This is a genomic window from Paenibacillus sp. SEL1 (assembly GCF_054602535.1).
In genome coordinates this window covers 4,480,513-4,504,829 of record NZ_CM137723.1, presented here as the reverse complement: position 1 = coordinate 4,504,829, position 24,317 = coordinate 4,480,513, and the positions used below count along the sequence as shown (strand labels likewise).

The window sequence follows — 24,317 nt, the reverse complement described above, 5'->3', positions numbered from 1 at the left end:
CTTTATTTCAACTTTCTGCGGATGTCGTTTAATTTTCCAGCCATTTGAGCATAAAATGCATATAGTTCTGCTCCGTTAGCCAGCTCCACCTTTTCATATTCCAATTGATTGCGGGCCTCTGTGTAAGTTGCAGCCAGTTCATCCAGCTTCGACAGCAGTGGTGTAATATCCTCAGATGAAGTCAATACAGCATCACGGCGATCGGCCTTACGCATTAGAGCTGCAAATTTCTTTTCTTCCAAACCACGGAAGTTTGTAAACACTTCAAACTCCACATAATTACGGCTCTTCATGACATTGGCAAACGGCTCCCAAGCCTCTTCCTCTTCGTCACGATCATAGACGTACAAAGCACCTTTTTTCGTAATCGTGTCCGTATAGAGTGCCTGAATGAACTGATCCAGCCATTTTTCTTCATCCTGATATTTGCCCAGCAAAGCTTCCAGTTCAGCTGCTTTCGCTTCAATTTGTGTATATTTCGCCAGTTCTTCACGAACCACCTGTGTTAACTCTGGTGAACGGATCAGGTTTTCCTTCGCCATCTCTTCATTGATGCTGCCAAAGATGTCCTTGCTTCCGGCCTGCTCCAGCCCTTCAGCCAGCAGACGTTTCAACTCAGACCATGCTCTTTTCACCTCACCCAAATTCGGCTTGGATTCCTGCAAGCGCATATCGTAGCCTGCCAGCATCGCATTCAGATCTAGCGCATGTGAACGGATTACAGTGAAGCGGCTGCTCGTATTTTGATCGACATCCTTTTCCCGAATCACGCCAAGTGACTTGGCACGGTCAAAATCATTACGAATGCGGGCATTGTAAGCTTGCACACGCGAATTGACGTAAGTTTCGCCCCATGACTTTTCAGGAATCGGCGACGGAAGATTAGTCCAGTTGTTCTGACCTGTTTGTACCAGATGGCGGCCAATACCTTCGCGGTCAAGAATCGTTTTTTCATAGCTTTCTTCATACACTTTGAGCGGCGTATATACAAACAGAGGAACACCATTACGCGTATTGAGCCAGAAAATCCGGTTACGAACTTCACTCTCTTTAATAGTAAAGTGTGATTTGCCAATTGCATTATTTTGATAATTGCGAACGCCTTTCAGGATATTAGGTGACTGTACAGGTACTGAAACGAATCCCCATGACGGGAAGTACAAGTTGCCAGAGCTATTGCTCAGATGAAACACAGGTACAGCTTCCTCATCTAGTTTGCTCGCAATGTAGCGCTCCACAAATTTTTCAATGGCTTCATCTTGCCCGTATTTCATGACGAGGAAATCTTCCATGGAACGGGTAATGAGATCACCGAACTTATCAGTCAAGAAATTGGAGATTGAGCTGATGATGTCCATATCCTGATCCTTCACCCATTGATCTGAATTTTCGAGCAATTCTTGGGCAAAATCACGAATCAAATCATCACCGTTGCGGTTATCCAGTAGCTTGGTCACAACTTCAGAAATATCCGGTACACTTACCAGATTCCAATAGTACGTTTTGTTACCTTTGTGATCGGACTGTTCCTCGCCGTTAATCAGCAGATCGCCATTCTTCTCGAAAATTGCGCTCAGCGCGTTCAAAATTTCAGTAAATACATTATAAATGCGGCTATTTTCCTTGTTCAACAAGTCATACAGGTCTTCATAAAATTCAATGAGCTGCTCTGTACGTTCCACATCAGCCCGCAGCCAATATTCGTTAATTTTCGCTTCAATGTACGCATTTTTCTTTTTATCCTTGGACACAAACGCGCTCTTGGCATCGCCCAGCTTTTCGTTCGCCTGCTCACGCGCCCATTCAATGTCCGTTGGAATACGGTGCAATGATTCACGCAACGTTTCAACATATGAAAGCAGCATTTTCAGCAAGCTAAATCCTTTTTCAGTATAAATCATACGGGATACATAAAACGGCCCTTGCTCAGGATGCAAAAACATCCGGCGAATTTGGTCCGTAAACTGTCCTGTAATTTCGCCAGGAAGCTGTTTCTTCGCTTTGATATACTCTTCACGAGCACGCGTCAGGAACGTTTGCTCCAGCTCGGTGTCCATATTGACCACTTGCATTTTAACGACATTGCTATAACTTAACCGTTCACTGTTTTCAAAGCCCGGAAGCGGCTCAGGTACACGGGATTCAAAGTTTTTGATCATGCTATCCAGATCCACGCCCAGCTTGCGGGCAAACTTCTCTACATCCTCTTGATTTGGCGATTGCTCGAACATTTTGGACATTTTGCCAAACATTCGATAGGCCAGATATGTCGTCATTTCCTCCATTGGCAGTACCGCAGAGGAAGCCCCGATAATATTGTAATCGTAGTTTGCCGGATACGCCTTATTCATTTGTGCGATGTTGGTACGGATATTGCTGATATAGTCATGAATGGCAAACTCTTCGCCCGACTGTTTTTCCTCACTCGCCATAAAGTTAGTGATGTTCTCAGCGGTGACATTCATGCAGTAATCATAAGCATTTTCCAACAGCTTGCCTTCCGTATTCGTGGCCGAAATGAGGTGGCACAGATTAAACGGCGGAAGCGGCGAGTTCACGGTCAAAATGTTGCCGTACTGCTGCTTAAAGCGCTCACCACGGCTGTCTACGTTCATCCAGTAGTCCAGTTCTTTCAGTGCAGCATAGCCGTTCTTTTTAATATATTCACGGGTATGCTCGCTCAGGCTTTTGTTCGCCAAATTAATATCCGGTGTAAACAGATAACCTAATGTATTTACACGGTCTACGCCTGCAGAGCCATAGTCGCGCTCAATAATTCCTCGGACGATATATGAAATATCGAGGAAAGTACCGCTTCCTGTACCGCCGGACAAACCGGACAGCAGGAACACCATAAGCTTCTTGTTGGTGCCTTCAGACAGGGTTTTGATTTTTTTGTCAATGCTTTGTACGACCTGATTGATTTTGGTGAACAGCAGCAATCGTCCTGCCTGCCGCACCCCTGCCGCACCATTCATACCATCGGTAATGCTTAGTTCGGGAGACAGCCAATCGGTAATGTACGGCTCAAGAATGCTGCGGTTTTGCAGCAATCCGCCGATTTCCGCATTGGACAGCAATACAAACTCATTGATGGGGTCCAAACCAATCCCCTTGTATTTTTTGTTGCGGTCTTGTTCATTCGTTTCAAAAGCGAGAAATTCCACATTGTCCGGTTTATCGCTCTTTTTCTTGGAAATCGGATCTGCTGGAAGCTTGAATCTACGATTAATTTGATATTTCAAGCGGAGAAGGGCATCGATCCCCGTGCCTCCGAGTCCGATAATTAAAATAGGATTATCAATAGTATCAACTCTGATCTTATCGCTTACGATCCCTCCGCCGAGTGATACGTCTAATTGTTGGATATGCTCTCTAACTACTGGTTTCATAGATATGACCTCCTAAGGGTTCGTTTAGCTGTTTACTGAAATAAACTCCAGTAAAATGGTTTTGTCCACACTGGCTAACGGAATCGTCAGACGATCACCGTTTTTGAGTTCAAGACCGTTGCCTGTGTCAACAGCCCGTCCGGATTTTTCAATCGTAATCTCGGGGGTACTGCGCACAATGATACGATCCTGATTGGCTGGTGTGAACACGACCTTGTCGGTTCCAGCAAATTCCGGTGCCAGTTGCAGCAACTGGTGCAGATTAAATTTGCCTCGGAAGGTGTTCAGCTTCTTGTATTGCGGATACGTTTTTTCGCCGGTATTCTCATCCCGGATTTCCAGTACGATTTGACCGACAAAGCCACGGTTGGCCTTTTTGACAGCCTTCCAGATGAAATACGCGGCAACCAGCAGAACGAGCAGTCCCAGCCCTAAAAGAATGAGTGGCATTAGCTTGGACTTTTCAGCAGGTGTTGTTGGCTGCGTCGTGCCCGTATTCGTACCGCTCGTCGCCCCTGCTTTAGCACTGATGGTTACAGGCTGTGTTTCACGGTAAAAGCTCTTCTCCTCTGCTCTAACGGTTAGTTCGTAGTCATGCTCATCTGGAATCGTATAGGAACCGGTAAAAGAATCCCCTGCATTGGTTAACGGCACCTCATTCGTTGTACCGGAATCCAGATCCTTGACCTTCAGAACAGCATTCATATTCGCATATAATTCCTGATCCTGGAGCTGCTGGCTATTGCTTGTCAGGTAGGAACGAATTTGAACTGCATCGCCTTTTTTGTATGATTTGGCTGACGGTGCGTCCATTTTCAGCTCCAGATCATAGTTAAACACCAGATTAATATCAATCTGATCCTGCTGGACTCCCTTGACTTGGAGCTTCCAGTCACCAGCCACAGGCTTAAGCAGTTTAATCAGCGAGTAGCTTTTGGACTTGGACAGCAGCACATCGCTCGAAGGAATTGGCTTGGTGTTGCCCGACGGGTCTATCAGTCTCGCATCCACCGGTTTTGAGGACATGATCGAAATGTTAGCCTCCAGCACACTATCGTTCGGTACGGTTACCGTTACATCCTGATAGTCGCCGTTTGCCGTAATGGACTGCAAAGGCACCACTTTCAACTTCAAATTGCTGGCGAAAATTTCACTCAAAATCTTCGGCAGGTCATCCGCTGAGCTTGTAATAAAAGATTTGCCGCCCGTTTGCTGCGCTATGTCGGCGAGCTTGTTTTTATTCAGCTTTCCATCTGCATTCAAGCCGATGGTGTAGATTGGAACGCCGCTATTCTTAGCCTCAGCTACAGCCTGTGCCATATCCTGATCGGATTGGCTTTCGGTTCTGCCTGTCGTCTTATTAAAATCGTTGTTACCGTCGGCCAGCATGACGATCATAGGCGCATGTCCAGCTGTTTTACCATCTTGCAAAATGCGGATCGCTTCCTTGACACCCACGGAGGTGTCAGTATACGCCCCCCGGTTCAGTCCGTCAATAAACGTCTTCAGTTCCTGCTTATCCGCTTCGGATGTAATATTAAGCAAGGCTTTCTCTCGCTGTACGACATCCGTATACGCTACAATCCCGACTTTGTCATTTTGCGTCGACAGCATATCAATGAACATTTTCATGGCTTCATTGCCAATTTTCCCAGGATCACTGGTGTTCATCGAATTACTTACATCGACGACCAGTACCGCATCCACCTTAGAAGCAGAGGGTGAAGCGGCATTCGCCATCTGTGGCTGCCATGCCAAAATCGAGGTCATGATCATTGTACATATGATTCCGATGACCAAAAACCATTTTCTGTCTCTACTAAACATCGCTTGTACCCCTTTGCCAGTTAATTCTCATTCTAAATTACAGTTGTACTCCCCTACTATTAAATTATAATGAGTTTTACATGAGCGCCAGCTGAAAATACTGTCCGAATGGTCTGAATCCAACCAAAAAGCCTGTTATACCGCGTGATTTTACCAATATCCTGCAGTAATGATATAATTATACCCCAACAAGGGCAATCGGGCACCAGCCTTCTCCTTTATACGACAAAAATGACAGTAGCGAAACCCGCCCATGTAAAATATTGAAGTAAAAATCCAAGTAGAAAGAGGAAGTACACTATGATCTCATACGGATGTCTGGCGATTATGTTTCTTTTTGTCGCCATCAAATCACTAATTTACTATATACATAAAAAACGGGCCCCGTCGATTACACAAATCGATACCGAGCTTCTAGCACTGCTGAACCGGAGAAGTGAACGCAATGAATAGTTCCAAACAAGCTGTACAATTTCGCCCATTTACCCGCACTGAGCACGCCTTCCAAAAGCTAAGAGTCTGCAAGCGTTGTGGACAATTCACTGCCCTTTGGGAAGAGAAATGCACATCATGTGGTCGGGATACACTAGTTCCTGTAGAGCAATATGCCAGACTCAGAGCCAAACGTTATTTTCGTAAAGACCTTGCTGTCAGTGTCATATTGCTGGCCGCTACTGTCTTTTTCGGCCACTCACCGCAACAAATGCTTTTGTGCGGTATCGTCGGTGCGCTTCTTCTGCTGCCCTTAGTACTTCTACAGCAGGGTATTTATCCTTATGAACAGCGTAGGCAGCTTATACGTCTGTTCAGAGGTCGTATAGAGCAGATCCAGGAAGGACTAAACGTTAATCATAAAAACGCGGTTGCCCTGCGGCAACTCAGTGAGCGTGTCTCCTATGAAATGCTGCGTGAGATGGCTGTACTCATTCACAATGATCGGATAAGGCTCCAGCAGGTCGCCCTGCTGCAATCTTTCGTTCTCCGCAAAGACATGGAATTAACGCTCGATCCCCTCCTGATCAAGAGCTTCGAGCCGCTTATGGTCAGATATATCGGAGAGATTGCCAGACTCAATCGTGAGCTGATCAAGGACCGGACATTCCGATACGTAGTCTTTTATGAACGCCGAATTCTGGAATTGGCAGGGGGCGAAGATATTCTCGTCCGCGTAGCCAGTGCAGCTGTCCGTAAAAAGCGCTACGTAGTCACCCATGCCGCTTTCATTTCCAGATATGTACGCAAACTGCCAAAGGAACGAGTCCAGCGTTTATATCATATCATTCAAGAGAATCCGTTAGAACCCTTTGGAGATTTGGCCGATGAAGTAAAGATCATGTACCTGATGGAGCAGTATAAAAACTGATCTGTCCTAACGCCCTTCTATATATGACGTCATTACCATGACAAACCACTGCAATAAAGCAGCAAAAAACCGTCAGGATCGTGGTCAAGACCCCATTTTATAGACACTAAAAAAAGACCCTAGGCTATAAGCTGCTTCCGATACTCTTTCGGAGGCAGCTTATTTAACTTTCGTTGTGGTCGACACTGGTTGTAAAATTGGATATATTCTTTTATTCTCCTTTGTGCCTCGTCCATATTTCGGATATCATATGGGTAGAGCCCTTCCGTTTTGAGATGCGAGAAGAAGCTCTCCATCGAGGCATTATCATAACAATTGCCTCGGCGAGACATGCTGATTCGGGCGCCAACCTTTGGCAGCATGTCGTGGTACGCATGGGACGTGTACTGGAATCCCTGGTCGCTGTGAACGATGAGGCCAGTCACGTCTTTTTGCTGTTTCCAGGCTTGTCGAAACGTCTGTAAAACCAGTTCGTTATCATTTCTATGGCTCATCTGGTACGCGATAATTTCGTTATTGAACAAGTCTTTAATCGCAGACAGATATAGCCAGCAATCCCCCACACGATATTGCGTGATATCTGTGACCCATTTTTGGTTAGGTTTGGCCGCCTTGAAATCCTGTTTTAGCAGATTTTTCGCCACACGACCTTCTGTAGAAGAAGCATAGTTACAGCGATGCTTCCGGCGAATTTGTGAGCGGATCCCCAAGACCTGCATGAGCCGGAGTACCTTTTTATGGTTCATCCAGACTCCATGATCGTGCTGCAAAAATAGTTGAATTTGGCGATAGCCGTAGACTCCGTTATACTGCTCATACACTTTCTTCACAAGAGCTTTCGCGTCCTGATCCCGATCAGTTCCTCTCCGTTTTAAGAAGGAGTAATATCCACTTCTAGAGACCTTAAACAGCTTACAGAGTTCGCTAACTGGATACTCTTTAGCGGCCTTCTCAATCGTTACATACTTGTGCTCCTCATCTCCTGCATCCAGATTTCCAAACACTTTTTTAGCATATCATTTTCCCGTTTTAACTTTTGGACGTACCTGTCCTGGTCCATATATTCCTTCCGTCGTCCTCGTTGGTCCATAAGTCCGAATTCACCGAGTTCCTTGTACTTCCGCATCCATTCTTTCAACCGATGTCGATCTGCAATCCCGAACTTCTCCATGAGTTTACGATATGTCCAACCTTCTTCGATATGAAGCCGTATGGCCTCTACTTTGGTTTCAAACGTATATTCTTTAAACTTCTGTCCTTTTTTCGCTGGCATAAAAAATGCACCCCCTAGAAATTCATCGGATAAACCAGGGGTTTATTCCAATGTCTATTCTAAGGGGTGCACTTCATCGCCAACGTGCCTCCAGACGGTTTTTTTAATTATGGATTATTATAACATTGTTATCTTTTTTATTGGCCTTGCAGTTTTTGCTGCGCATGTCGAATGGAAGTAAAGTTAAGAGCACGCACACCCTTGCTATCATACACAATAATCTCTTTATTCAAATATGGGTGTAGACCATTAAAATATCCAGGCATAATTAGTCTGCGCATAAATAGGTTTTTACCCAGTATACGGGGTGAATTGGTCGCTACAACAAGCATTTGCTGGGTTGCAGACCATGGGCTAGGTTGAATATATGACAGACAATACTCGCCTGCCGTAAAGTCGTCGCCCAATGTATACCCTTCCTCCGTACATGTAATTTGCAGATCGGCCTGGTGCTTTTGAAGCAGCTCATGTCTGGACAAGCCCGAAGTGATACAAATCACGTTGCTATCAGCCAGTGCTTCCTCCGTAATATCATTAGAAGACACCACGGGATAATGAACACCGATATACGGATTCCAAGTTGCTGTTCGTGGGCTAGCCAAGGCGTTCGCCGTCCGTCTCACCGCCTGCTCTTCCTCCGGTGTAGCATAGCTGGATGGAAGGACAATGTGAAGACGATCCATATAAACGTCAAGCACACCCATACCATGGCTCAAAACGTTTCTTCCCACGCTTTTCGAATCCACCGTTTTCATTTTTGCATCCGATTCTTTTGTAAAGCATCCACTGCTTTCTTCCTCCCGTTCGGCAATCAAACGGTATTCAGGTGAGGGGCGTTTATGTGACTGTGTTTTAACAAAGCGAAAGCGGCTGTATTCCCGCAAGTCCAACACGAAAATACGGGCTCCGATACGAACCTGGGCCAGCTCCAAGGGCATGACCTCTTGAGAAAGATGAATGATAAATTCTTCGGCGTGAACTGCCTCGATATCCAACTCACCTGTGGCACTCATTTCACCGTACAACTCGGCATATTCCTCATTTTCATCCATTCGCGTCAGTTCCAGCCAGTAAGCCCGGTTATGTCTCCCCCGTTCCGTCCGATAGGCAATACGCTGAGGTACGACATCTCTTTTCCATTGCATAAGCCAACCCAGTACGCCGTCCAGAAGTCTCAGCTCATGCGTATCCCAGTGATTAGACTGCCGCTCTACAACACCTCTAAAATGATCAGATAGAAGCTCTGTTACAGGGGCTGTGTATGCTTGTGCAAATAAGTAATCCTGATCTCCGCATACATTCAATATTGGCATATTCAACAGATTTATCAGATGCTTAGGATGTGGCGCTCCAGAGATAACCGCAATAGCCGCAAACCGAGAAGGATAAGCCTGTGCCATCGCCCAGGCCGCATATGCTCCGTTCGAATAACCCGTCAGATAGATCCGCTCTTCGTCCACTCGGTATGCTTGCAGTATGACATCCAGCGCCTCCAAAAAAGCAGCTTCTCCAATATAACTACCCAACGTTACACCACGGCATGAAAAAGTAACAAATATAGCTTCCTCTTCCCAGCCTTGCCCAAAACCTCGATTCTGAAAATCCGGCAAACCCAGCTCATATCGCTTGCCTGGCATCAGGACGATCAGAGGATACTGTCGGTCAGTCGAGTAGCTTCTAGGAAGCTGAATGGTATAACGTTGCAAACTATTGTCCAAACGGGAGACAAAAAATCCTTCCCCAATTCCGTCATTAGACAAAAAAATGTGTTCTTCTTGAAGTAAGGATGGGGGCTGTGACTGTCCGGTATGTCCATTTGTGAAGATCTGTTTTAATAGCTTGATATATTCACGCACAATCCGGTAATCCCAGATTTCAAAAGGATCTTCCGGCAAATCCGTTAACCTTTTTAATTCTTCAAGCAGGCCCTCTATTTGTATTTTCTGCGCAGAATGAAGAATATCTATAGCGCGGGCTTGAATGTACCGGTCATACTCTTCCTGCAAGCCCTCCACGACGACTGACAAAGGCCGCACAAGTGCCGAATACACAAAATGATGCTCCACAGCCTCATGATCCCGATATGTAACGGTGAAGTGCAGCATTCCCGTATTCCTGGCCTTTTCCTCATCCCAGTCATAGCTTTGCTCCTGCTCCCAATGTGCTGGAAAGCGATCCAGCTTTATGCCTTCATCATTCGTTACCTCGACCCATAACGTTTGATCTAAGGGAAGATCTATCCGATCCTTACGCAGTAAATAAAATAAGATCGGGCTGTCTTCACCCTCCCTGCCAGCACTTTTCTCAACCTCTAGCCATGCCATATGAAAACGTATATTACGGTCTACAAATTCACGATGCAGTTCTGCCACATCTGGTTCGTTGCATACCTGATTTCCACTGATACGAATAGAGCGGGCCTCCTCAGGAATAAACGCAGCAATGATAACTACCGTGTGATCGCCTTCCTCCAGATACAAGCGAAAAGGACCGGATTCCGCATATACCAGTGTGCCATCTATCCAAATTTGTCCCGTTCCTTCAAAGGGTCTGAAAATCACTTCCTGTGCAACCATACAACGAAGATTTGAAACGAGCAAAAGCCTTTCTTGTTCGGCCAAAGGCGGAAAAACACCTAGATTCAGTTCCGCAGTCCGAGGGTCTAGCTCGGTCAGTAATCGGCACGCTGCCTTTCCTCCGGCTGAAAGCTCTATTCCTTCTTCACCACAAGCCTTTTCCAAATTCCAATCCTCATGGGCAAAATAATTGGACCATTCCCTGCCCACACCGCAATTTTCCGGGAGCATGACCGGACCGACTGCATAAGCAGACCTCAGACGTACCGGATGATCCGACAGCACAGTTGTTGCTTTTTCCAGATGTGTGAACCTCATAACATTCCCCCTCCAGGTTATTGTTTCCTCAGAGACGTAGTCGCGGTTATATCCCGTTTAACATTCAATTGAACTATATAAAACTATTCGTTATTACATCTACGTACTCCTCTGTTCTTCTCAAAAAAGTAGCTATGATAAAAATACACAAAAAGAGGCAGCCTCAGCTACCTCTCTTGATCATTACACTTATTTTCTTACAATGCTGCCTGTAAGTCTTCGATCAAATCTTCCAGATCTTCGATCCCAACCGAAATCCGCACCAAACCTTCGGTAATGCCTAACTCTGCACGACGTTCTACCGGAATAGAGGCGTGCGTCATACGTGCCGGAACGCTAATCAGACTTTCAACCGCTCCCAAGCTTTCAGCTAGTGTAAAATATTTTACCTTTTTCAGAAGTGCAACCGCGTTAGCGTCACTACCTACATCAAAGGAAATGATACCGCCAAAGCCTTCAGCCTGGGTTTTGGACAGTTCATGTTGTGCATGGCTTTCCAGTCCAGGGTAGTACACTTTGCTAACCTTCGGATGTTTTTCCAAAAAGGCTGCAATTTCCTTCGCATTTTGCTCAATCGCTTCCATACGCAGACCCAATGTTTTAATACCGCGGATCAATAACCAAGAATCCTGCGGGCCGAGAATAGCACCAATGGCGTTTTGCAGAAAATGAAGTTGTTCTCCCAGCTCGTCGCTGTTCACAACAGCCAGACCGGCTACAACATCGCTGTGGCCGCCCAAATACTTGGTAGCAGAGTGAATGACGATATCAGCCCCAAGTGTAATTGGCGTCTGCCAATAAGGGGTAGCAAATGTGTTGTCGACGATCAGTAAAAGATCATGTTTTTTTACAAGCTCCGAAACAGCACGGATATCAGTAACCTTCAAAAGCGGGTTCGTTGGCGTTTCGACATACAATGCCTTCGTATTCGGACGAATTGCTTTGGAGATGGCTTCCAGATCAGTCGTATCCACAAATGTGGATTCAATTCCGATACGGCTGAGCACTTTGCTTACAATACGGTAGGTGCCTCCGTATACATCATCGGTCAGCAAAATATGATCCCCTGCGTTAAACAGTGAAAATACCGCATGAATGGCTGCCATACCCGAACCGAAAGCAAAACCACGCTTTCCTTCCTCCAGATCCTTGATCAGCTCCTCCAGAGCAAACCGGGTCGGATTGCCTGTACGCGAATATTCGTATCCCTTATGGACGCCAATTTCCTCTTGCTCATAAGTGCTTACCTGATAAATAGGAACGTTAACCGCGCCTGTATGGGGATCGGTAGGAAGCCCGCCGTGAATCAGTTTTGTTTTGCGTTTCATTTTATATCCCGCCTTCATATATTTTTTTGCTCAGATAACGTTCGCTGCTATCCGGGAAAATGGTGACAATATGTGCGCCATCCGGTGCATTTTCTGCTTCCAGTAAAGCGGCATGTAAAGCAGACCCTGAAGAACTGCCAACGAGAAGACCTTCACGTGCAGCCAGTTCCTTGACACGGTCAAAAGCATCGACATCGCTAATGGTGTGAATGGCATTAAAATATCCTTTATCCACAAATTCAGGGATTAATTCCATGCCAATTCCTTCCGTTTTATGTGGGCCTGACTCGCCGCCATTCAAAATGGACCCTTCTGGCTCCACGATGACCGTTTTAAGGGCTGCATTTTGTTCCTTAAGATAACGCGAGGTTCCCATAAACGTTCCCCCCGAGCCTGCACCTGCCACAAATACGTCCACTTTTCCGTCCAGATCGTTCCATATTTCAGGTCCCATTGTCGTATAGTATGCCTCGGGATTATCCGGATTACTGAATTGCCGTGGCAAGTATGCATCTTTTATTTCAGCAGCTAATTCTTTTGTTTTTTCGATAGCTCCTTTCATCCCCTCACTTGTCGGGGTATGAACGATGCGTGCTCCCAATGCCTTCATCAGGTCCTGCTTCTCTTGGCTGAACTTCTCAGGCACAGCAAAAATAACCGAGATATTATAATGAAGCGCTGCCATCGCAAGACCAATACCTGCGTTGCCTGCTGTTGCTTCAATTAATGTCCCCCCTGGCTTCAGCTGACCTGTTTTTAATGCTTTTTCAATTAGAGCCTTCCCCACCCGATCCTTAACGCTGCCGCCGGGATTCATAAACTCCAGCTTCGCAAACAGGCGAATTCCTCTCGGTAGAGAATAGCTGTTCAGCTCCACTAATGGCGTGCGTCCGATGAGTTCAAGGGTATTTTGATATACATTCATAATTTCAAGCTCCTTTTAATGGCGAATCCAAAATAAACCAATGGTCAAAAATTAACGCCTATTGTCGGAGAAGTTCGCTATCATCTCCGAGAAAACACAGTAATACGGTAAGTATTGATGCAATAAGATTTTATGTGTATTTGAAGCTTTTGTCAAATGGACCAGTCACAATACCCACACCCCCTGCCTACTTGCTCGATATGATAGAGAAGATGTCACAAAATGTCCTTGTGCAACATAAGGAGGAGTTCATATATGGGAAAGCAATTTCTGAAGATAGCTGCCGTATATTTTGCCCTTAGTGTGCTGCTTAGTGTAATTATTGGCGTGTCGGGTGATCACAGCCTATCCAATGTTCAGTCTCATACCCATTTGTTGGGTTGGATTGCACTTGGAATTATAGGTCTGATCTATGTGACCTTTCCTGCACTTTCAGTTACTATTCTGGCACATATCCATTTTTGGATGCATAATATCGGTCTGCCCGTGTTGATATTGGCGATTATAGGTGAAAATTACAAGGTTCCAGAGGCTGGAGTTTGGATCGTCATAGGATGGGTGTTACTCGCCGGGGGGACTATGCTGTTTATGGTGAATGTGTGGGATAGACTGCGCTAAAGCAAATAAGTTCTCTTCAATGGCCATAAAAATAAGGAGCCTGATCATGTCAGGACTCCTTGATATCTTCATTATATGTTAGCTATATACCAGCTTTGCTAGCTAAGTGTTCTATACTATTACTTCACTGTTTCATCCTGTACATGTTCTTTACAGAAGGTCTCAACAGCTTGCAACTCATCATCTTCAAGTTCAAGATCAATGTAACGATTCGTTACTTTTTCAATTAATTCATACTTTAGCAGTCCCGTCTTTTCTTCGTCTACTAGATAAAGACAACGGATATACAGTCCGTTTTCAGTGTATAGCTCGTCGTCCTCCTCTACCTCTACATCAATGATAAATTCATAACGCTGTCCAGTCAAAATACCAAAAGCATCTTTAATCTGATCTACTGTGTACGTTGTAAAGTTCAACATGTTTTTATTCCCCCCGGGTTTCCTTCAATTACGGTGCATTCTACGCCCGCAGGCAGTAGTTGTTCAACTTGTGTACGTACTTCTTGACGACTCAAATCCTGGCCCATGATGGATATCCAGCCCCGATCATTACGCGAGCGAATTAAACGCCCTATGCCTTGTCTGAGTCTAAGTGCCATGTGAGGCATATCTATCTGAATAAACGGATCTGCTGCATCCTTGCGCAGAGCCGTAAAAACCGGATCATTCGGAGGAAATGGCAGTGACCAGATAATGACGTGCGACAGAGAAGGTCCAGGAATATCCAATCCTTCCCATAATGTAACAGCGCACAACACACTTTCCTCGTCATTCTGAAAAGCTGAGATCAGATGGCTGATTTCAGCCGAACCTTCGTACAGAAAACGATAGGCAGACGCCTCCGGGTAAGCAACGAGACCCGTCTGGAATGCAGCCAGTTCTTCCTGTGAAGGAAACAGGATAAGCGCTCTTCCCTGTGATTTCTCCAGCAGTGCCAGCGCTCTCGGGATTGGATCATCCCCCGCTTGCAACGGGTACAGTGCAGCTTGCATCTGATCGCTGTAGTCATAAGGTGAAGCAACAGAAAACGTTAGCGGATTTTCAATACCGAGACTCTGCGCCATATAGTCAAAAGAGCTCTCTACGGAAAGTGTAGCTGAAGAGAATACGATCGGTATATGCTGCGCAAATACTCGTTCTTTGAGAATCTCTTTTACCATCTTCGGCATAACCACAAGCGTTAATCCATCCTGATCCTCCATCACCCACGAAATGAGAAGTTCAGGACGCTTAAACAAAGCCAACGCGGTTTGAATCATTTCCAAATGTTCTTCCACAATTTTGACTTGATACTCATCCAAAGAGAATAGCCCGCTTTCAAATACAAGCTCTTCTTCGATCGTGCCGATCAGTTCACCAAAGCGGTTTACCTCTCGAATCAGTGACTCATTCAGAATGAACTCCTTGCGATTAGAACCCTGTACAGGCTGACTGTTCTTATCAAGCGCAGCGAACAAAGCCTCACTTTGGGAGATCGCATCTTCGATCGTCATTGCCAAAGATTCCCGTACTTCTCCCTCCAGCAATCGGGTAATTATAGATTCAAACTGAGCGTGCTTAAGCTTGTAGGTAAGCGCATTTTGTGCCGCTGTCTCCAGCAAATGTCCTTCGTCAAAGACAACAGAGCTGTGCTCCGGCAGTAACGGCAGCTGACCCTCGCGCTTTCTCGCTTCGTAGGTCCATACATGCTCCATATAAAAGTCATGAGAGCAGATGACCAGATCTGCCGCTTTACGGTAATGATCACGAGATAACGTCTGACCGCAACGATGCCGCTGATGGCAAACGAGACAGTCTTGAAATACATCCCATCCGAGTCTGCTCCACTGTCCATCTGTTAGCTCGGGATATTCCTTTCGGTTCCCGTAAGGAGTAAAGGATTGTAACGTATCTGGAAAATGAACAAAATCCGGCAGTTCCTGATAAATATCACGGAAAACATCTGCGTCCTCATCCAGTCCGCCTCGCACCTCATCCAGCTTATTCAGACAAATATACTGATCCGGCGACTTCCCCAATCTGGCATCAATCGTCAGATTCAAATGCTGTGCCAGCTTGGCAATATCCCCTTCCGGCTTTACCAATTGTTCAATTAACGATTCGTCCGCACAGGCGATAATCGCCGGTTTTCTCATGTATCGGGCATATGCAATAGCGTACAGCAGGTATACGAGCGTTTTACCAGTACCCACACCTGCTTCTGCAAAAATGGTCTTTTTTTCCTTATAGGCACGTTCTAGCTGGAATGCCATATAAATTTGTTCATCCCGAACCTCAAAGCCGACTTCAGGCAAAACTTCATAAAATACATCCGCAATCCAGTCACTTGCCTGCTCAATAAACGGCTTGGACGGATCAAAGGCAAAAGGGTAAGTAGTCAATCGGGCTGTGCCTCCAATTCGTTCATAATGTGCATCCTTTCATTATAACGCAAAACAAGCTAAAAAGAACATGAAAACTGTAAGAACAGCTTACATTTTTTATGTTGGTATAAGAAACCCTTTAAAATAAAGGGTTATACTTTCGTCTGAGTGAGACGCTACGTGTAGCATTTGATCCTACGATCGCTGTTGCCCCGGGATTCTCAGATTTTCATAAACCTTTAAAAGGTAAGAATCCCATGGCAAAGGCGAACGCTACGCTTCTCCATATTCAAATCCTCCACTACGCTGCACACCACCGTAGTATCGTTATTTTATAAATGAAAAATGTCTTGCTTTCCTGACAAAAAAAGTAAAACTCCATAACAAAATGAAAAAACAAATAACCACCTAATGTATTGCAAGCATTAGCTGGTTTCTTGTTAATTGAAGAATATGCATTAAACAGAAGCTTTGGTGATCTCCTCTAATACTTATAGAAAAGACGATTGCTGGTCATATCGCTGCAATTCTTTTTTATGTACAACAAAGGTGTTGGCACAAAGATCGTGGAGTCCCTGTTTTTTGGCAGTAAAAGCAACCACAATATAAATAATATGAGCAATTACAAAAGAAATAGCTTTAATCCAATAACGCCCTGAGGCGTGTAAAAATCCAAGACGTCTTCCTTCCTTGTCCACGACAATTAAAGAGAACGCAAGCTTACCCGGTGTAGCCTGTACTTTCGATGACTCCCATAAACCACAATACAGCCATGGTAGCACGAGCCAAAGAATCAGCGGCCACAACATAAGCAGTACTTGTATGAAACCCGTCTCCTTTATGCCCAGAAGATCTGGGATAATGTAAATTGCGCCCCCTACTAAAAGGACTATGGCAGTAAGGATGATTAGATCAATCAAAAACGCTGCTGTTCTTATCCAGAATCCTCCGTACATCCGTCTTTCAGTATCACTTGTTGCTGTCATGATATGTATGACTCCTTTTGCAAATGAGATTTAAAATCCAGTTTATCCCTTTATCCAAGAAGATATCATACGGTTACCCACCTATATTGTCAATTTACGAGCAAATGCTCTTAAACAAGTAAAAGGACCTATTTCCATGCATCAAAATGAAAATTTTCATAGGAATTAAGAGCTTATATACAATGATTTTTCTCTGATTGGGTACAAAACAAGCGCAGCTATGATCTCTTAACTACCCATAAGTAGTACTTTGGCATCGAAATAAATCCAGCCTTTTCATGCATAAAAAAACAGCGTATATGTAAATGAAATTACACACACGCTGTCTCACAATTCATTCCGTAAATCTGACAAATTATAGGACGATTAAAAATGAGTTCGTTCTTGCACGCTTATACACTATATTTTTTGCCCTCCACACTAAACAAACCTTCTTCACCGCGCAGCTTTGCCAATGCCTCGACAAAGAAATAATCGCCATAGATAATGGGAACGTTGATGTATTTTTGCTCAGGATAATGTACGGTTCCGTTCAACAGCAATCCCTCATGCTCCTCGCCCCACGCTGTACACGTATGATGCAAGCCCTCGAGGATAGATTCTGCTGCTTCTGTAAAATGCTCCGCACGCGCCGAATATTTTGCCAGCTCCAGCAAACCACTGGCCGCAATTGCCGCAGCCGATGAATCCCATGCCCCGCGGTGCTCTTCCTCTGCTCTAAAATCCCACCCAGGCAGGCAAGCATCACCCAGCTGGGATAGAAAAAAATCAGCCGTGTTCTCGGCCACCTTCAAATAACGCGAATCGCGCGTGTACCCGTACGAAAGCGTAAAACCATACAAAGCCCAAGCCGTGCCGCGTGCCCAGGCAGAACCGGGAGCAAATCCCTGTCCGCCATGCTCGGCGACCTTTTTTCCAATCTCCGGATCGAATTCGACTACATGTGCGATAGAGCCGTCCGAACGGACAAATTCACGTGCTACGGTATCTGCATGCTGCACAGCGAGAGCGGCAAAACGCGGATCTCCGCTTTCCTCCGAAGCCCAATAAAGCAAGGGTAGATTCATCATACTGTCTATAATCGCAACGCCCCGTGTATCCATGTCCTTCGAGGGGAAGTTCCATGCGCGAATAAAACGGCCATTCACGTTAAAACGGGCAGCCAGCAGATTGGCAGCCAACAACCCACGTCTTCTGGACTCAGAATCTCCGGTCAGCCGATGGGCGGCCACACCGCTGAGCAGCCAAATAAAGCCAAGATCATGGTCTACAGCTTCGCTATTATAGAGTATTTTTTCCAAACGACCCTCGCACCGCTGTGCAATCCCGGCAGCCACACTGTCAGGACGCGCCCGATTGACTAGCCATAGCAGCCCCGGATAAAAACCTGCTGTCCACCACGCTTCTTCACGATTATCATAACGTCCACCCTCAGCAACATGTGGAAAAGCGTCTCCCAGTCTTGCCGCCAAGGCAAGCGTCTTATCCAAAGCCAGCTCCCACGATTGCTCCAGCCACGCTTCTGCTTTTGTCATTTCTTTTCCCTCTCCTTTTTCCACGTGTTAAATCATATTTATGGCCCTAGCTCTATCTATTCAGGTAACCGAATGATAAAGGAAATGCGATTACTTTCACATTCCAGACGCGCTCCCTTAAGTAACCCATTCCGACAGGCCACGGAAGCTATTTCTTCCGGCCATACCACGCTCGTTCCTTCCGTCGTCGGGATGACTTCGAGGCTTGCACCTGCGTATTCTACTCGAATGCTTTCCGTTTCTTTCCCGGCTGACATGACATGATGAATAACGCTGCGCTCCCGACCGTCATACGCCATTAAGGGAATAAGCGCCCCTACATTCTGAATATTGCCTTGAAGCTCATACGCCACTTCAATTTTGCCGGGTACCTGACGATAATGCGTTCGGATTTCCCTCACTCCCGGGAATGGGCCTTTCCACAGGAGTGTAAAATCCGTTGCTCCGTCAGACGCTGAGCTTTGTTCCATCTGTACGGTTCCTCCACCATCCTGCGGGTCAATCCCTCCATCCCGGTCGAACTCCAGCGTACCGGGAATACCTTCCGACAAGCTGTGCCATTTTCCGTCCTCCGTTTGCCAGGCCGGGGTATAGCTTAGCGGGAAAATATCTCCCTCCGCGAAGCCTGTAAAGCCGCGGTCTGCATGACCTGCTGAGGACGGACCGATCAGCGACGGCAGCGCAGACTGCTGAATACGCACGATGCCCGGAACATTGTACGGATCGTTGACCGATGTTTGCACAAGCATTTGCTGCCCCTCTACGGCTGCAATGACAGTCTGGAACCAACCGTCCGTTGCCAACACCCGGCTGCCGATCTCCGCCGGGATGAAGGTTGGGGAAATGCGATCCATCTCCTCACTATATAGAAGGGTGTGGGCCAGCACAGCCGCCGTCCACAGACTGTAGCAGGTATGATTCGAGTACACCTCAAAGCCATGCCGTGCCTCGGACGAATAATGGTTGCGGACGATATGCAGCTTGCCGTCATCGGTCTGCCAACGGCTAATGGTTTGCCAGCATAGATCTGCTGCCCGTCGGAACGCACCTGCGAGCCCATGCTCTCCTGCTGTAAAAGCCTGCTGAGCATGTGTTGTAAAGACAAAGGCCGCGGCCGCTTCGTTCCACTGATGCTGCGCGCTTCTTCCACGCGGCGGAATTTCCCCGTGCGGGGATAGCGCCAGCAATGTGCTGAGCGCCCCCCTGCGAAGGTGATCACGCAGTTCGAGTGCGCAGCTGCCATCATATCCGTTCTCCAGCATTACGCCCAAATGAAAACGTGTAACGATATCGTAGGCAAATGGACTATTGGGCCGATCCAGCGGTCCATCCTGGTACAGGCCCAAGCCGGTAAAACGAGGCAGGTGGTAGCTGCGGATATACGTCTCCATCCATTCCGAATCGGCTGCAAGTCCTTCCGCTGCACGCAAAAACTCGCCGGAAATCATAATCGCATTCCAGTTGATCATCCGGTTCGGATTTTTCATTTTGCTCATCGTAAAAATGTAGGTCTGCTCCGGCTGAATCCTGCTCAGTTGCTGTTTCCAAGCCGTGGCTTGCTCTGGCAGCAGATTTTTAAGGAGCCGATACGCGCCCATCATCATAATTGGAAAAAAGTCTGGGTGGTGATCTGGAGCTTTTTCCTCCACTACACAAGCTATGCTATGCGTCAAGGCTGCAGCAGCAGATTCCAGTAAATCATGCCGGCCTTCTTTGACCAACACCGCCGCTGCCAACGCATAGGACGGGGTGGAGTAGTACCGTTCACTTTCAGAATGGGGGTCAATGATAGCTCCGGTATCATCCTGACGCAGGGCATATGCGCGAACCAGCTTTTCCAGCACGGCCAGCTTACGTTGGTGAGTCCATCCGTCATTCACTCGATTTGGCGCGCTTTCCACCTGTTCTATAAATCTCTCCAGCTCCGTCTGCCAAGGGTACACGCTGCCTGTCTGCAGCTTATTCATCCTGTCTGCCTCCCATTCAAAATGAAAATTAATGTATGGTAAAAAACAGATTGCAATCTACGCTTGCAGAATCGCTCCAGTGATTGGAGTCTAGTTGCAGCGATGTTTTATAAAACACAAAGGGAGCTCCGGCATGATCTATGTGCTTCACAGCCTCCAACCCCGCCCGCAGCACGCCGGCATCATAATCTAGCCTGACGACTGCGTTCGCTCCCTTCCATTCTACGAAGCCTGTTCCCAGATTAGGCTGAATACGGCTGATCAAAAGCTCCCTCACATCCCATGACTTCATGCTCACGCCAGACGTTTCAAACTCAAAGTGATCGGTGACGGTAAGCCTTGCCCCCTCGTTTCCCTCCAGCACATTCCATATAAAGGAGCGGGTAAAGACCACCAATTCCTTTACGGGATAAGCAGATGTCAAATCAAGCTTTAGCCTTGTGCCCGTCTGTACCTCCTCCTGCTCATCCAAAGCAATATCCAGCACAACCGCCTTTGCCTTTGCGCCCGATTGCTGTATAGTCCCATTGATGACAGGCACGGAATGACCACTAGAGGAGATATTAATAATTGACTCTCGTCCCGGTGAAAAATAGGCTTTCGTGTACAAGCCTGCTCCCAGATCACACAATAGATTTTCGCCACCGCCATGAAGGATGAAATGTCCAAGATCGTTATGATTGTGCGGTTCATTGTTATGCCCAGCCTTCGCTGAAAAAGCAAGCATGACACCTGATTCACCCTTTTGGCTTCTGGGTCCACTATGGCTGGAACTGCGGCTGCGGCACATCAGCCAACCGAGTTGCGGCAAATAATTGGAAACGGTCTCACCGCTCCCAAATGCCAAAGAATTCGTCCAAACCAGGTTACGCAATACATGAGCCCAGCGGCGACAGGGGTCTTCCAACAGACCAGGTACGCGGAAAGGGAGTGTAGATGGTCGTTCTTGCAATGAATTCAACTGAGAGATGAGTCCGGAAGGCAATCGTTCCGTTTCACTACTGTCCGAATAATTAGCGAAAATTCCATTCGACAGATGAACCCGCTCCCCAAAGGCTGCAATTTGCCTAACCTTTTTCGAGTTCAGAATATCCACAGCTCCCTCGGTAAACTCACGCAGCATATCGGCAAAATAAATGAAATAACCAAAGCCGTACACCCAGTATCCTACGCCTTCGGGGCATCCCCCGTCCTCACTATAGCCTGCCAAAAAACAATCCAGCGCGCCCAGCATACTCTCGATGGCTACCGCTCTGGAAGAGTCATCTTCTACCAGCAGCAGTGCTGCAATTCCGCAACCGGAAGCACATACTGCCGACCAGTTATGATCTGCGGTTTTCCATCCAAAATGACGAGGCTTCCAAAAAACGGGTTCCAGTACACGACGTTCGATCTCTTCGTGCACCTGAGCGACTACATGGCTAGCCAGTTGTTCTCCTAGCAGCAATAAAATTTCAACCAGCGTTTGTGCTGTTTCGGACGCGAATAAATCCACCTGCTGCCAAGGCGGTGTTACGGTGTCCTCTTCATTGACATGTGCAGGAAGCGCCCATGTGTACTCACTGCATATGTCCAGCAGACCGCTTTCCACCTCTTTCATCTTTCGAGGATCCGGCTTGACAACAGCTTCCAGCACTATAGCAACCAGTCGTCCACGCCGTTCAAAGTACACATCCTCATACGGCTTGCGCTCTCCTGTATTAGCAAATTGCCGAAACAGAGACAACGGCAGTTCAGGCCATGATGCTTCCCAATTATCTTTACAGACACGCTCAATATCCATCCAAAGCTCGGCGTATATCGGCTCAGAGACAGTCGTCCGTAGCCTTTTTGTCCAATTACTCCTTAACCGTTGCCTTGCTGAATCCTGCATGCCGCCAGCCAGCGCCTTAACGAGCCGCGAAGCAGGCCAAGCCTCCCTCAGAAGACTCATCTGCATTTCCTCCTCATGAGAAGCATTTGTTTCACCTTCTTTTTTGTTAACGCTTTCATTGTATCTAACAATCATTGTAAATTCAAAGGGGTAGCAAAACAATTGAGAAAAAATAAAAGAACCTCTATGCCCCGTTGCCGTGGTCATGGAAGTTCTTGTTTTACACTAGTGCCAATCTCCGTCCAGATTCGCTTTGATCATGTTTTCTAAACTGTGGGTTTCTCTTGTTTCCACTTTCTAATCCCGTCATCCTCCAGAATACCCAGTGCTGCATCTGAGATATTAGGATCACGCAGCAAAGCGTCCTCGACTCTAAATTTAATATCGTCAGCATCTGCCAGCGTCATGCCCGGCGTAAGCTCAATCAACCCTTCCACGTGATAATAGCGTCCCTCCTGCAAAATACGCATTTGATAAATATCAGTAACATGCGTATCTGCGAGAATAATGGAAGCCACACGTTCTTCGATATCAGGAGGAGCAGATACACCGATCAAACCTACCATGTTGTCGTAACCGACCCGGAAAGCAACACCGACCATCAGACAACCGATGAGAATACTTGAAATGCCGTCCAGCAGTTTAAAATCTGTCAGCGATGTGACCACCACTGCTAGCAAAGCGAGTACTCCACCCGTTGTTGCTACCAAATCTTCATAAAACACCAGCCGGGTTGGCGGTGCAGCACGCCCCACATGGCGGAACGCAGAGGTGAAAATGCCTAACCCCTTCGCTTCTACTCTGGATTCATGCAGCACTTCTTTCATCGCTTTGCTCCATACAAATCCGTCCACCACTAGTGACAAAATCAGCACTACTACATTAATCCAAAATCCATGTGTAGATTCAGCCGGATGCTGCAGCAAATGAATGCCTTCCAATGCGGTTTCATAGGCCATAATCGTTACGACAATAACGGCAACCATACAGAACAGGTTAATCACTCGTCCAAAGCCGGTAGGAAAGCGTTTTGTCGGTTTTTTCTCTGCCAGTACACTGCCCGCGAATACAAACATTTGATTTACTGCATCCGCAATGGAATGCATCATCGTAGCAAACATAGAACCGCTGCCTGTCAAGGCAAAAGCAATCCCCTTAATTAAGGCAATGCCGGTATTCCCTAACGCCGCCGAGCCCGAGGATTTGTTTCCTTTTTTGACCATACTCCAAAAGGAGTCCTCTTTCTGTTTCACTTCCATCTTGTAGCTCCTCCTGAGGTATACATAATCTGATATATCATCGTTTGTTATGTAGTATTTTTAACCCGTCCATATTCTACCTAACCAGCTGAGGAGAATCAATACAAACGATAATATTTTCCATGGAAAAGGAATGCCCCATGTCCCCTACGACATGAAGCATTCCCGTTACAACCTTCTATCAGACATACCCTCAGGTTAACAACACAGATAATCTCCATGCGCTGACGATCGACATAAGTGCCTGTTTACCAGCTTGATTTCGTAATTCCTGGAATTTGGCCTTTATGTGCCAACTCGCGAAATGCGATACGAGACAGCTTGAATTTGCGCAAGTATCCTCTGGGTCTGCCTGTCAGCTCGCAACGGCTTTTCAGGCGGGTTGGAGATGAGTCACGCGGAAGCTTTTGCAAAGCTTCGTAGTCCCCTTTTGTTTTCAATTCACGTCTTAGATCCGCATATTTAGCTACAATTTCCTGGCGTTTCTTCTCTTTTACGACTTTTGACTTCTTGGCCATGTAAAGCTCCTCCTTGTGATATATGCCAATCATGAAGGTTCACCCTCACTACTGCGAGATGGATGAACACGGATATGGACATAATTTCGCACAATAAATAGTAATTATTACGATTAATATTTAATATAACGCTGCTCCAGGTGTGTTGTCAACCCAAGCGGTTTGAATCACAGCATTAAAAAGCCGTTGAAACAGTA

Annotated in this window: 17 protein-coding genes; 2 read left to right on the top strand and 15 right to left on the bottom strand. The window is 46.5% G+C overall.

Annotated elements, in window-relative coordinates; all coding sequences use genetic code 11:
- Nucleotides 1-2: 2 nt before the first annotated feature.
- Together ACYCSE_RS21080 and ACYCSE_RS21075 are read right to left on the bottom strand one after the other, a co-directional pair.
- Nucleotides 3-3,392, bottom strand: a complete 3,390-nt coding sequence (locus tag ACYCSE_RS21080; protein WP_235308227.1) for a tubulin-like doman-containing protein — start codon at nucleotides 3,390-3,392, stop codon at nucleotides 3-5.
- 24 nt (nucleotides 3,393-3,416) lie between these two features.
- Nucleotides 3,417-5,219, bottom strand: coding sequence for a vWA domain-containing protein (locus ACYCSE_RS21075; RefSeq protein ID WP_061831353.1), 1,803 nt, complete (start codon nucleotides 5,217-5,219; stop codon nucleotides 3,417-3,419).
- Between the two features lie 445 nt (nucleotides 5,220-5,664).
- On the opposite strand from ACYCSE_RS21075, the gene ACYCSE_RS21070 reads away from it, so the two are divergent.
- Nucleotides 5,665-6,582 carry a hypothetical protein gene (locus ACYCSE_RS21070; RefSeq protein WP_459699709.1) on the top strand — a complete coding sequence of 306 codons (918 nt, stop codon included), beginning with the start codon at nucleotides 5,665-5,667 and terminating at the stop codon, nucleotides 6,580-6,582.
- A gap of 119 nt (nucleotides 6,583-6,701) precedes the next feature.
- On the opposite strand, the gene ACYCSE_RS21065 is transcribed toward ACYCSE_RS21070, so the two are convergent.
- The 5 genes from ACYCSE_RS21065 to ACYCSE_RS21045 form a co-directional block, all read right to left on the bottom strand.
- Entirely contained in the window at nucleotides 6,702-7,586 is an 885-nt protein-coding gene (locus ACYCSE_RS21065; protein ID WP_250266833.1) for an IS3 family transposase, read from the bottom strand.
- The gene (locus ACYCSE_RS21060) at nucleotides 7,541-7,855 is read right to left on the bottom strand and encodes a helix-turn-helix domain-containing protein (RefSeq protein WP_238807613.1); all 315 of its coding nucleotides are present in this window, start codon (nucleotides 7,853-7,855) and stop codon (nucleotides 7,541-7,543) included. The genes ACYCSE_RS21065 and ACYCSE_RS21060 overlap by 46 nt, the downstream gene beginning before the upstream one ends.
- 137 nt (nucleotides 7,856-7,992) lie before the next feature.
- Nucleotides 7,993-10,749, bottom strand: a complete 2,757-nt coding sequence (locus tag ACYCSE_RS21055; protein WP_459699707.1) for a PHB depolymerase family esterase — start codon at nucleotides 10,747-10,749, stop codon at nucleotides 7,993-7,995.
- Between the two features lie 197 nt (nucleotides 10,750-10,946).
- Nucleotides 10,947-12,077, bottom strand: coding sequence for a bifunctional cystathionine gamma-lyase/homocysteine desulfhydrase (locus ACYCSE_RS21050; RefSeq protein ID WP_069291805.1), 1,131 nt, complete (start codon nucleotides 12,075-12,077; stop codon nucleotides 10,947-10,949).
- Nucleotide 12,078: 1 nt separating this feature from the next.
- Nucleotides 12,079-13,002 carry a PLP-dependent cysteine synthase family protein gene (locus tag ACYCSE_RS21045; protein WP_023988377.1) on the bottom strand — a complete coding sequence of 308 codons (924 nt, stop codon included), beginning with the start codon at nucleotides 13,000-13,002 and terminating at the stop codon, nucleotides 12,079-12,081.
- Between the two features lie 255 nt (nucleotides 13,003-13,257).
- On the opposite strand from ACYCSE_RS21045, the gene ACYCSE_RS21040 reads away from it, so the two are divergent.
- A complete protein-coding gene (locus tag ACYCSE_RS21040; protein WP_459699704.1) occupies nucleotides 13,258-13,620 on the top strand; it encodes a hypothetical protein in 363 nt (120 codons plus the stop codon).
- 119 nt (nucleotides 13,621-13,739) lie between these two features.
- Here the strand turns inward: ACYCSE_RS21040 and ACYCSE_RS21035 are convergent, their stop codons facing one another.
- The 8 genes from ACYCSE_RS21035 to rpsN all read right to left on the bottom strand — a co-directional run bounded on the left by ACYCSE_RS21035 (nucleotide 13,740) and on the right by rpsN (nucleotide 24,120).
- Nucleotides 13,740-14,039, bottom strand: coding sequence for a DUF6509 family protein (locus ACYCSE_RS21035; protein WP_061831931.1), 300 nt, complete (start codon nucleotides 14,037-14,039; stop codon nucleotides 13,740-13,742).
- Entirely contained in the window at nucleotides 14,033-16,000 is a 1,968-nt protein-coding gene (locus ACYCSE_RS21030) for an ATP-dependent DNA helicase (RefSeq protein ID WP_250268182.1), read from the bottom strand. Before ACYCSE_RS21030 ends, ACYCSE_RS21035 begins: the two co-directional genes overlap by 7 nt.
- A 473-nt stretch (nucleotides 16,001-16,473) precedes the next feature.
- Nucleotides 16,474-16,968 carry an RDD family protein gene (locus ACYCSE_RS21025; protein ID WP_459699702.1) on the bottom strand — a complete coding sequence of 165 codons (495 nt, stop codon included), beginning with the start codon at nucleotides 16,966-16,968 and terminating at the stop codon, nucleotides 16,474-16,476.
- 392 nt (nucleotides 16,969-17,360) lie between these two features.
- Nucleotides 17,361-18,503, bottom strand: a complete 1,143-nt coding sequence (locus tag ACYCSE_RS21020) for a glycoside hydrolase family 88 protein (protein ID WP_459699701.1) — start codon at nucleotides 18,501-18,503, stop codon at nucleotides 17,361-17,363.
- A gap of 56 nt (nucleotides 18,504-18,559) precedes the next feature.
- Complete coding sequence (locus ACYCSE_RS21015) at nucleotides 18,560-20,470, bottom strand: glycosyl hydrolase (protein WP_459699699.1); 1,911 nt, start codon at nucleotides 20,468-20,470, stop codon at nucleotides 18,560-18,562.
- Between the two features lie 28 nt (nucleotides 20,471-20,498).
- Nucleotides 20,499-22,403: a heparinase II/III domain-containing protein gene (locus tag ACYCSE_RS21010; protein ID WP_459699697.1), complete on the bottom strand. Its 1,905-nt coding sequence runs from the start codon at nucleotides 22,401-22,403 to the stop codon at nucleotides 20,499-20,501.
- Nucleotides 22,404-22,609: 206 nt separating this feature from the next.
- The gene (locus ACYCSE_RS21005) at nucleotides 22,610-23,602 is read right to left on the bottom strand and encodes a cation diffusion facilitator family transporter (protein WP_250261524.1); all 993 of its coding nucleotides are present in this window, start codon (nucleotides 23,600-23,602) and stop codon (nucleotides 22,610-22,612) included.
- A gap of 248 nt (nucleotides 23,603-23,850) precedes the next feature.
- Nucleotides 23,851-24,120, bottom strand: coding sequence for a 30S ribosomal protein S14 (gene rpsN, locus ACYCSE_RS21000; protein ID WP_341161625.1), 270 nt, complete (start codon nucleotides 24,118-24,120; stop codon nucleotides 23,851-23,853).
- Nucleotides 24,121-24,317 lie beyond the last annotated feature (197 nt).

What these genes read in the sequence shown, in the direction of transcription:
- ACYCSE_RS21080 (WP_235308227.1), bottom strand. Translation starts at nt 3,392, where the DNA reads ATGAAACCAGTAGTTAGAGAGCATATCCAACAATTAGACGTATCACTC.
- ACYCSE_RS21020 (WP_459699701.1), bottom strand. Translation starts at nt 18,503, where the DNA reads ATGACAAAAGCAGAAGCGTGGCTGGAGCAATCGTGGGAGCTGGCTTTG.
- ACYCSE_RS21010 (WP_459699697.1), bottom strand. Translation starts at nt 22,403, where the DNA reads ATGAGTCTTCTGAGGGAGGCTTGGCCTGCTTCGCGGCTCGTTAAGGCG.
- ACYCSE_RS21060 (WP_238807613.1), bottom strand. Translation starts at nt 7,855, where the DNA reads ATGCCAGCGAAAAAAGGACAGAAGTTTAAAGAATATACGTTTGAAACC.
- ACYCSE_RS21050 (WP_069291805.1), bottom strand. Translation starts at nt 12,077, where the DNA reads ATGAAACGCAAAACAAAACTGATTCACGGCGGGCTTCCTACCGATCCC.
- rpsN (WP_341161625.1), bottom strand. Translation starts at nt 24,120, where the DNA reads ATGGCCAAGAAGTCAAAAGTCGTAAAAGAGAAGAAACGCCAGGAAATT.
- ACYCSE_RS21075 (WP_061831353.1), bottom strand. Translation starts at nt 5,219, where the DNA reads ATGTTTAGTAGAGACAGAAAATGGTTTTTGGTCATCGGAATCATATGT.
- ACYCSE_RS21045 (WP_023988377.1), bottom strand. Translation starts at nt 13,002, where the DNA reads ATGAATGTATATCAAAATACCCTTGAACTCATCGGACGCACGCCATTA.
- ACYCSE_RS21040 (WP_459699704.1), top strand. Translation starts at nt 13,258, where the DNA reads ATGGGAAAGCAATTTCTGAAGATAGCTGCCGTATATTTTGCCCTTAGT.
- ACYCSE_RS21005 (WP_250261524.1), bottom strand. Translation starts at nt 23,602, where the DNA reads ATGGAAGTGAAACAGAAAGAGGACTCCTTTTGGAGTATGGTCAAAAAA.
- ACYCSE_RS21070 (WP_459699709.1), top strand. Translation starts at nt 5,665, where the DNA reads ATGAATAGTTCCAAACAAGCTGTACAATTTCGCCCATTTACCCGCACT.
- ACYCSE_RS21025 (WP_459699702.1), bottom strand. Translation starts at nt 16,968, where the DNA reads ATGACAGCAACAAGTGATACTGAAAGACGGATGTACGGAGGATTCTGG.
- ACYCSE_RS21035 (WP_061831931.1), bottom strand. Translation starts at nt 14,039, where the DNA reads ATGTTGAACTTTACAACGTACACAGTAGATCAGATTAAAGATGCTTTT.
- ACYCSE_RS21015 (WP_459699699.1), bottom strand. Translation starts at nt 20,470, where the DNA reads ATGAATAAGCTGCAGACAGGCAGCGTGTACCCTTGGCAGACGGAGCTG.
- ACYCSE_RS21055 (WP_459699707.1), bottom strand. Translation starts at nt 10,749, where the DNA reads ATGAGGTTCACACATCTGGAAAAAGCAACAACTGTGCTGTCGGATCAT.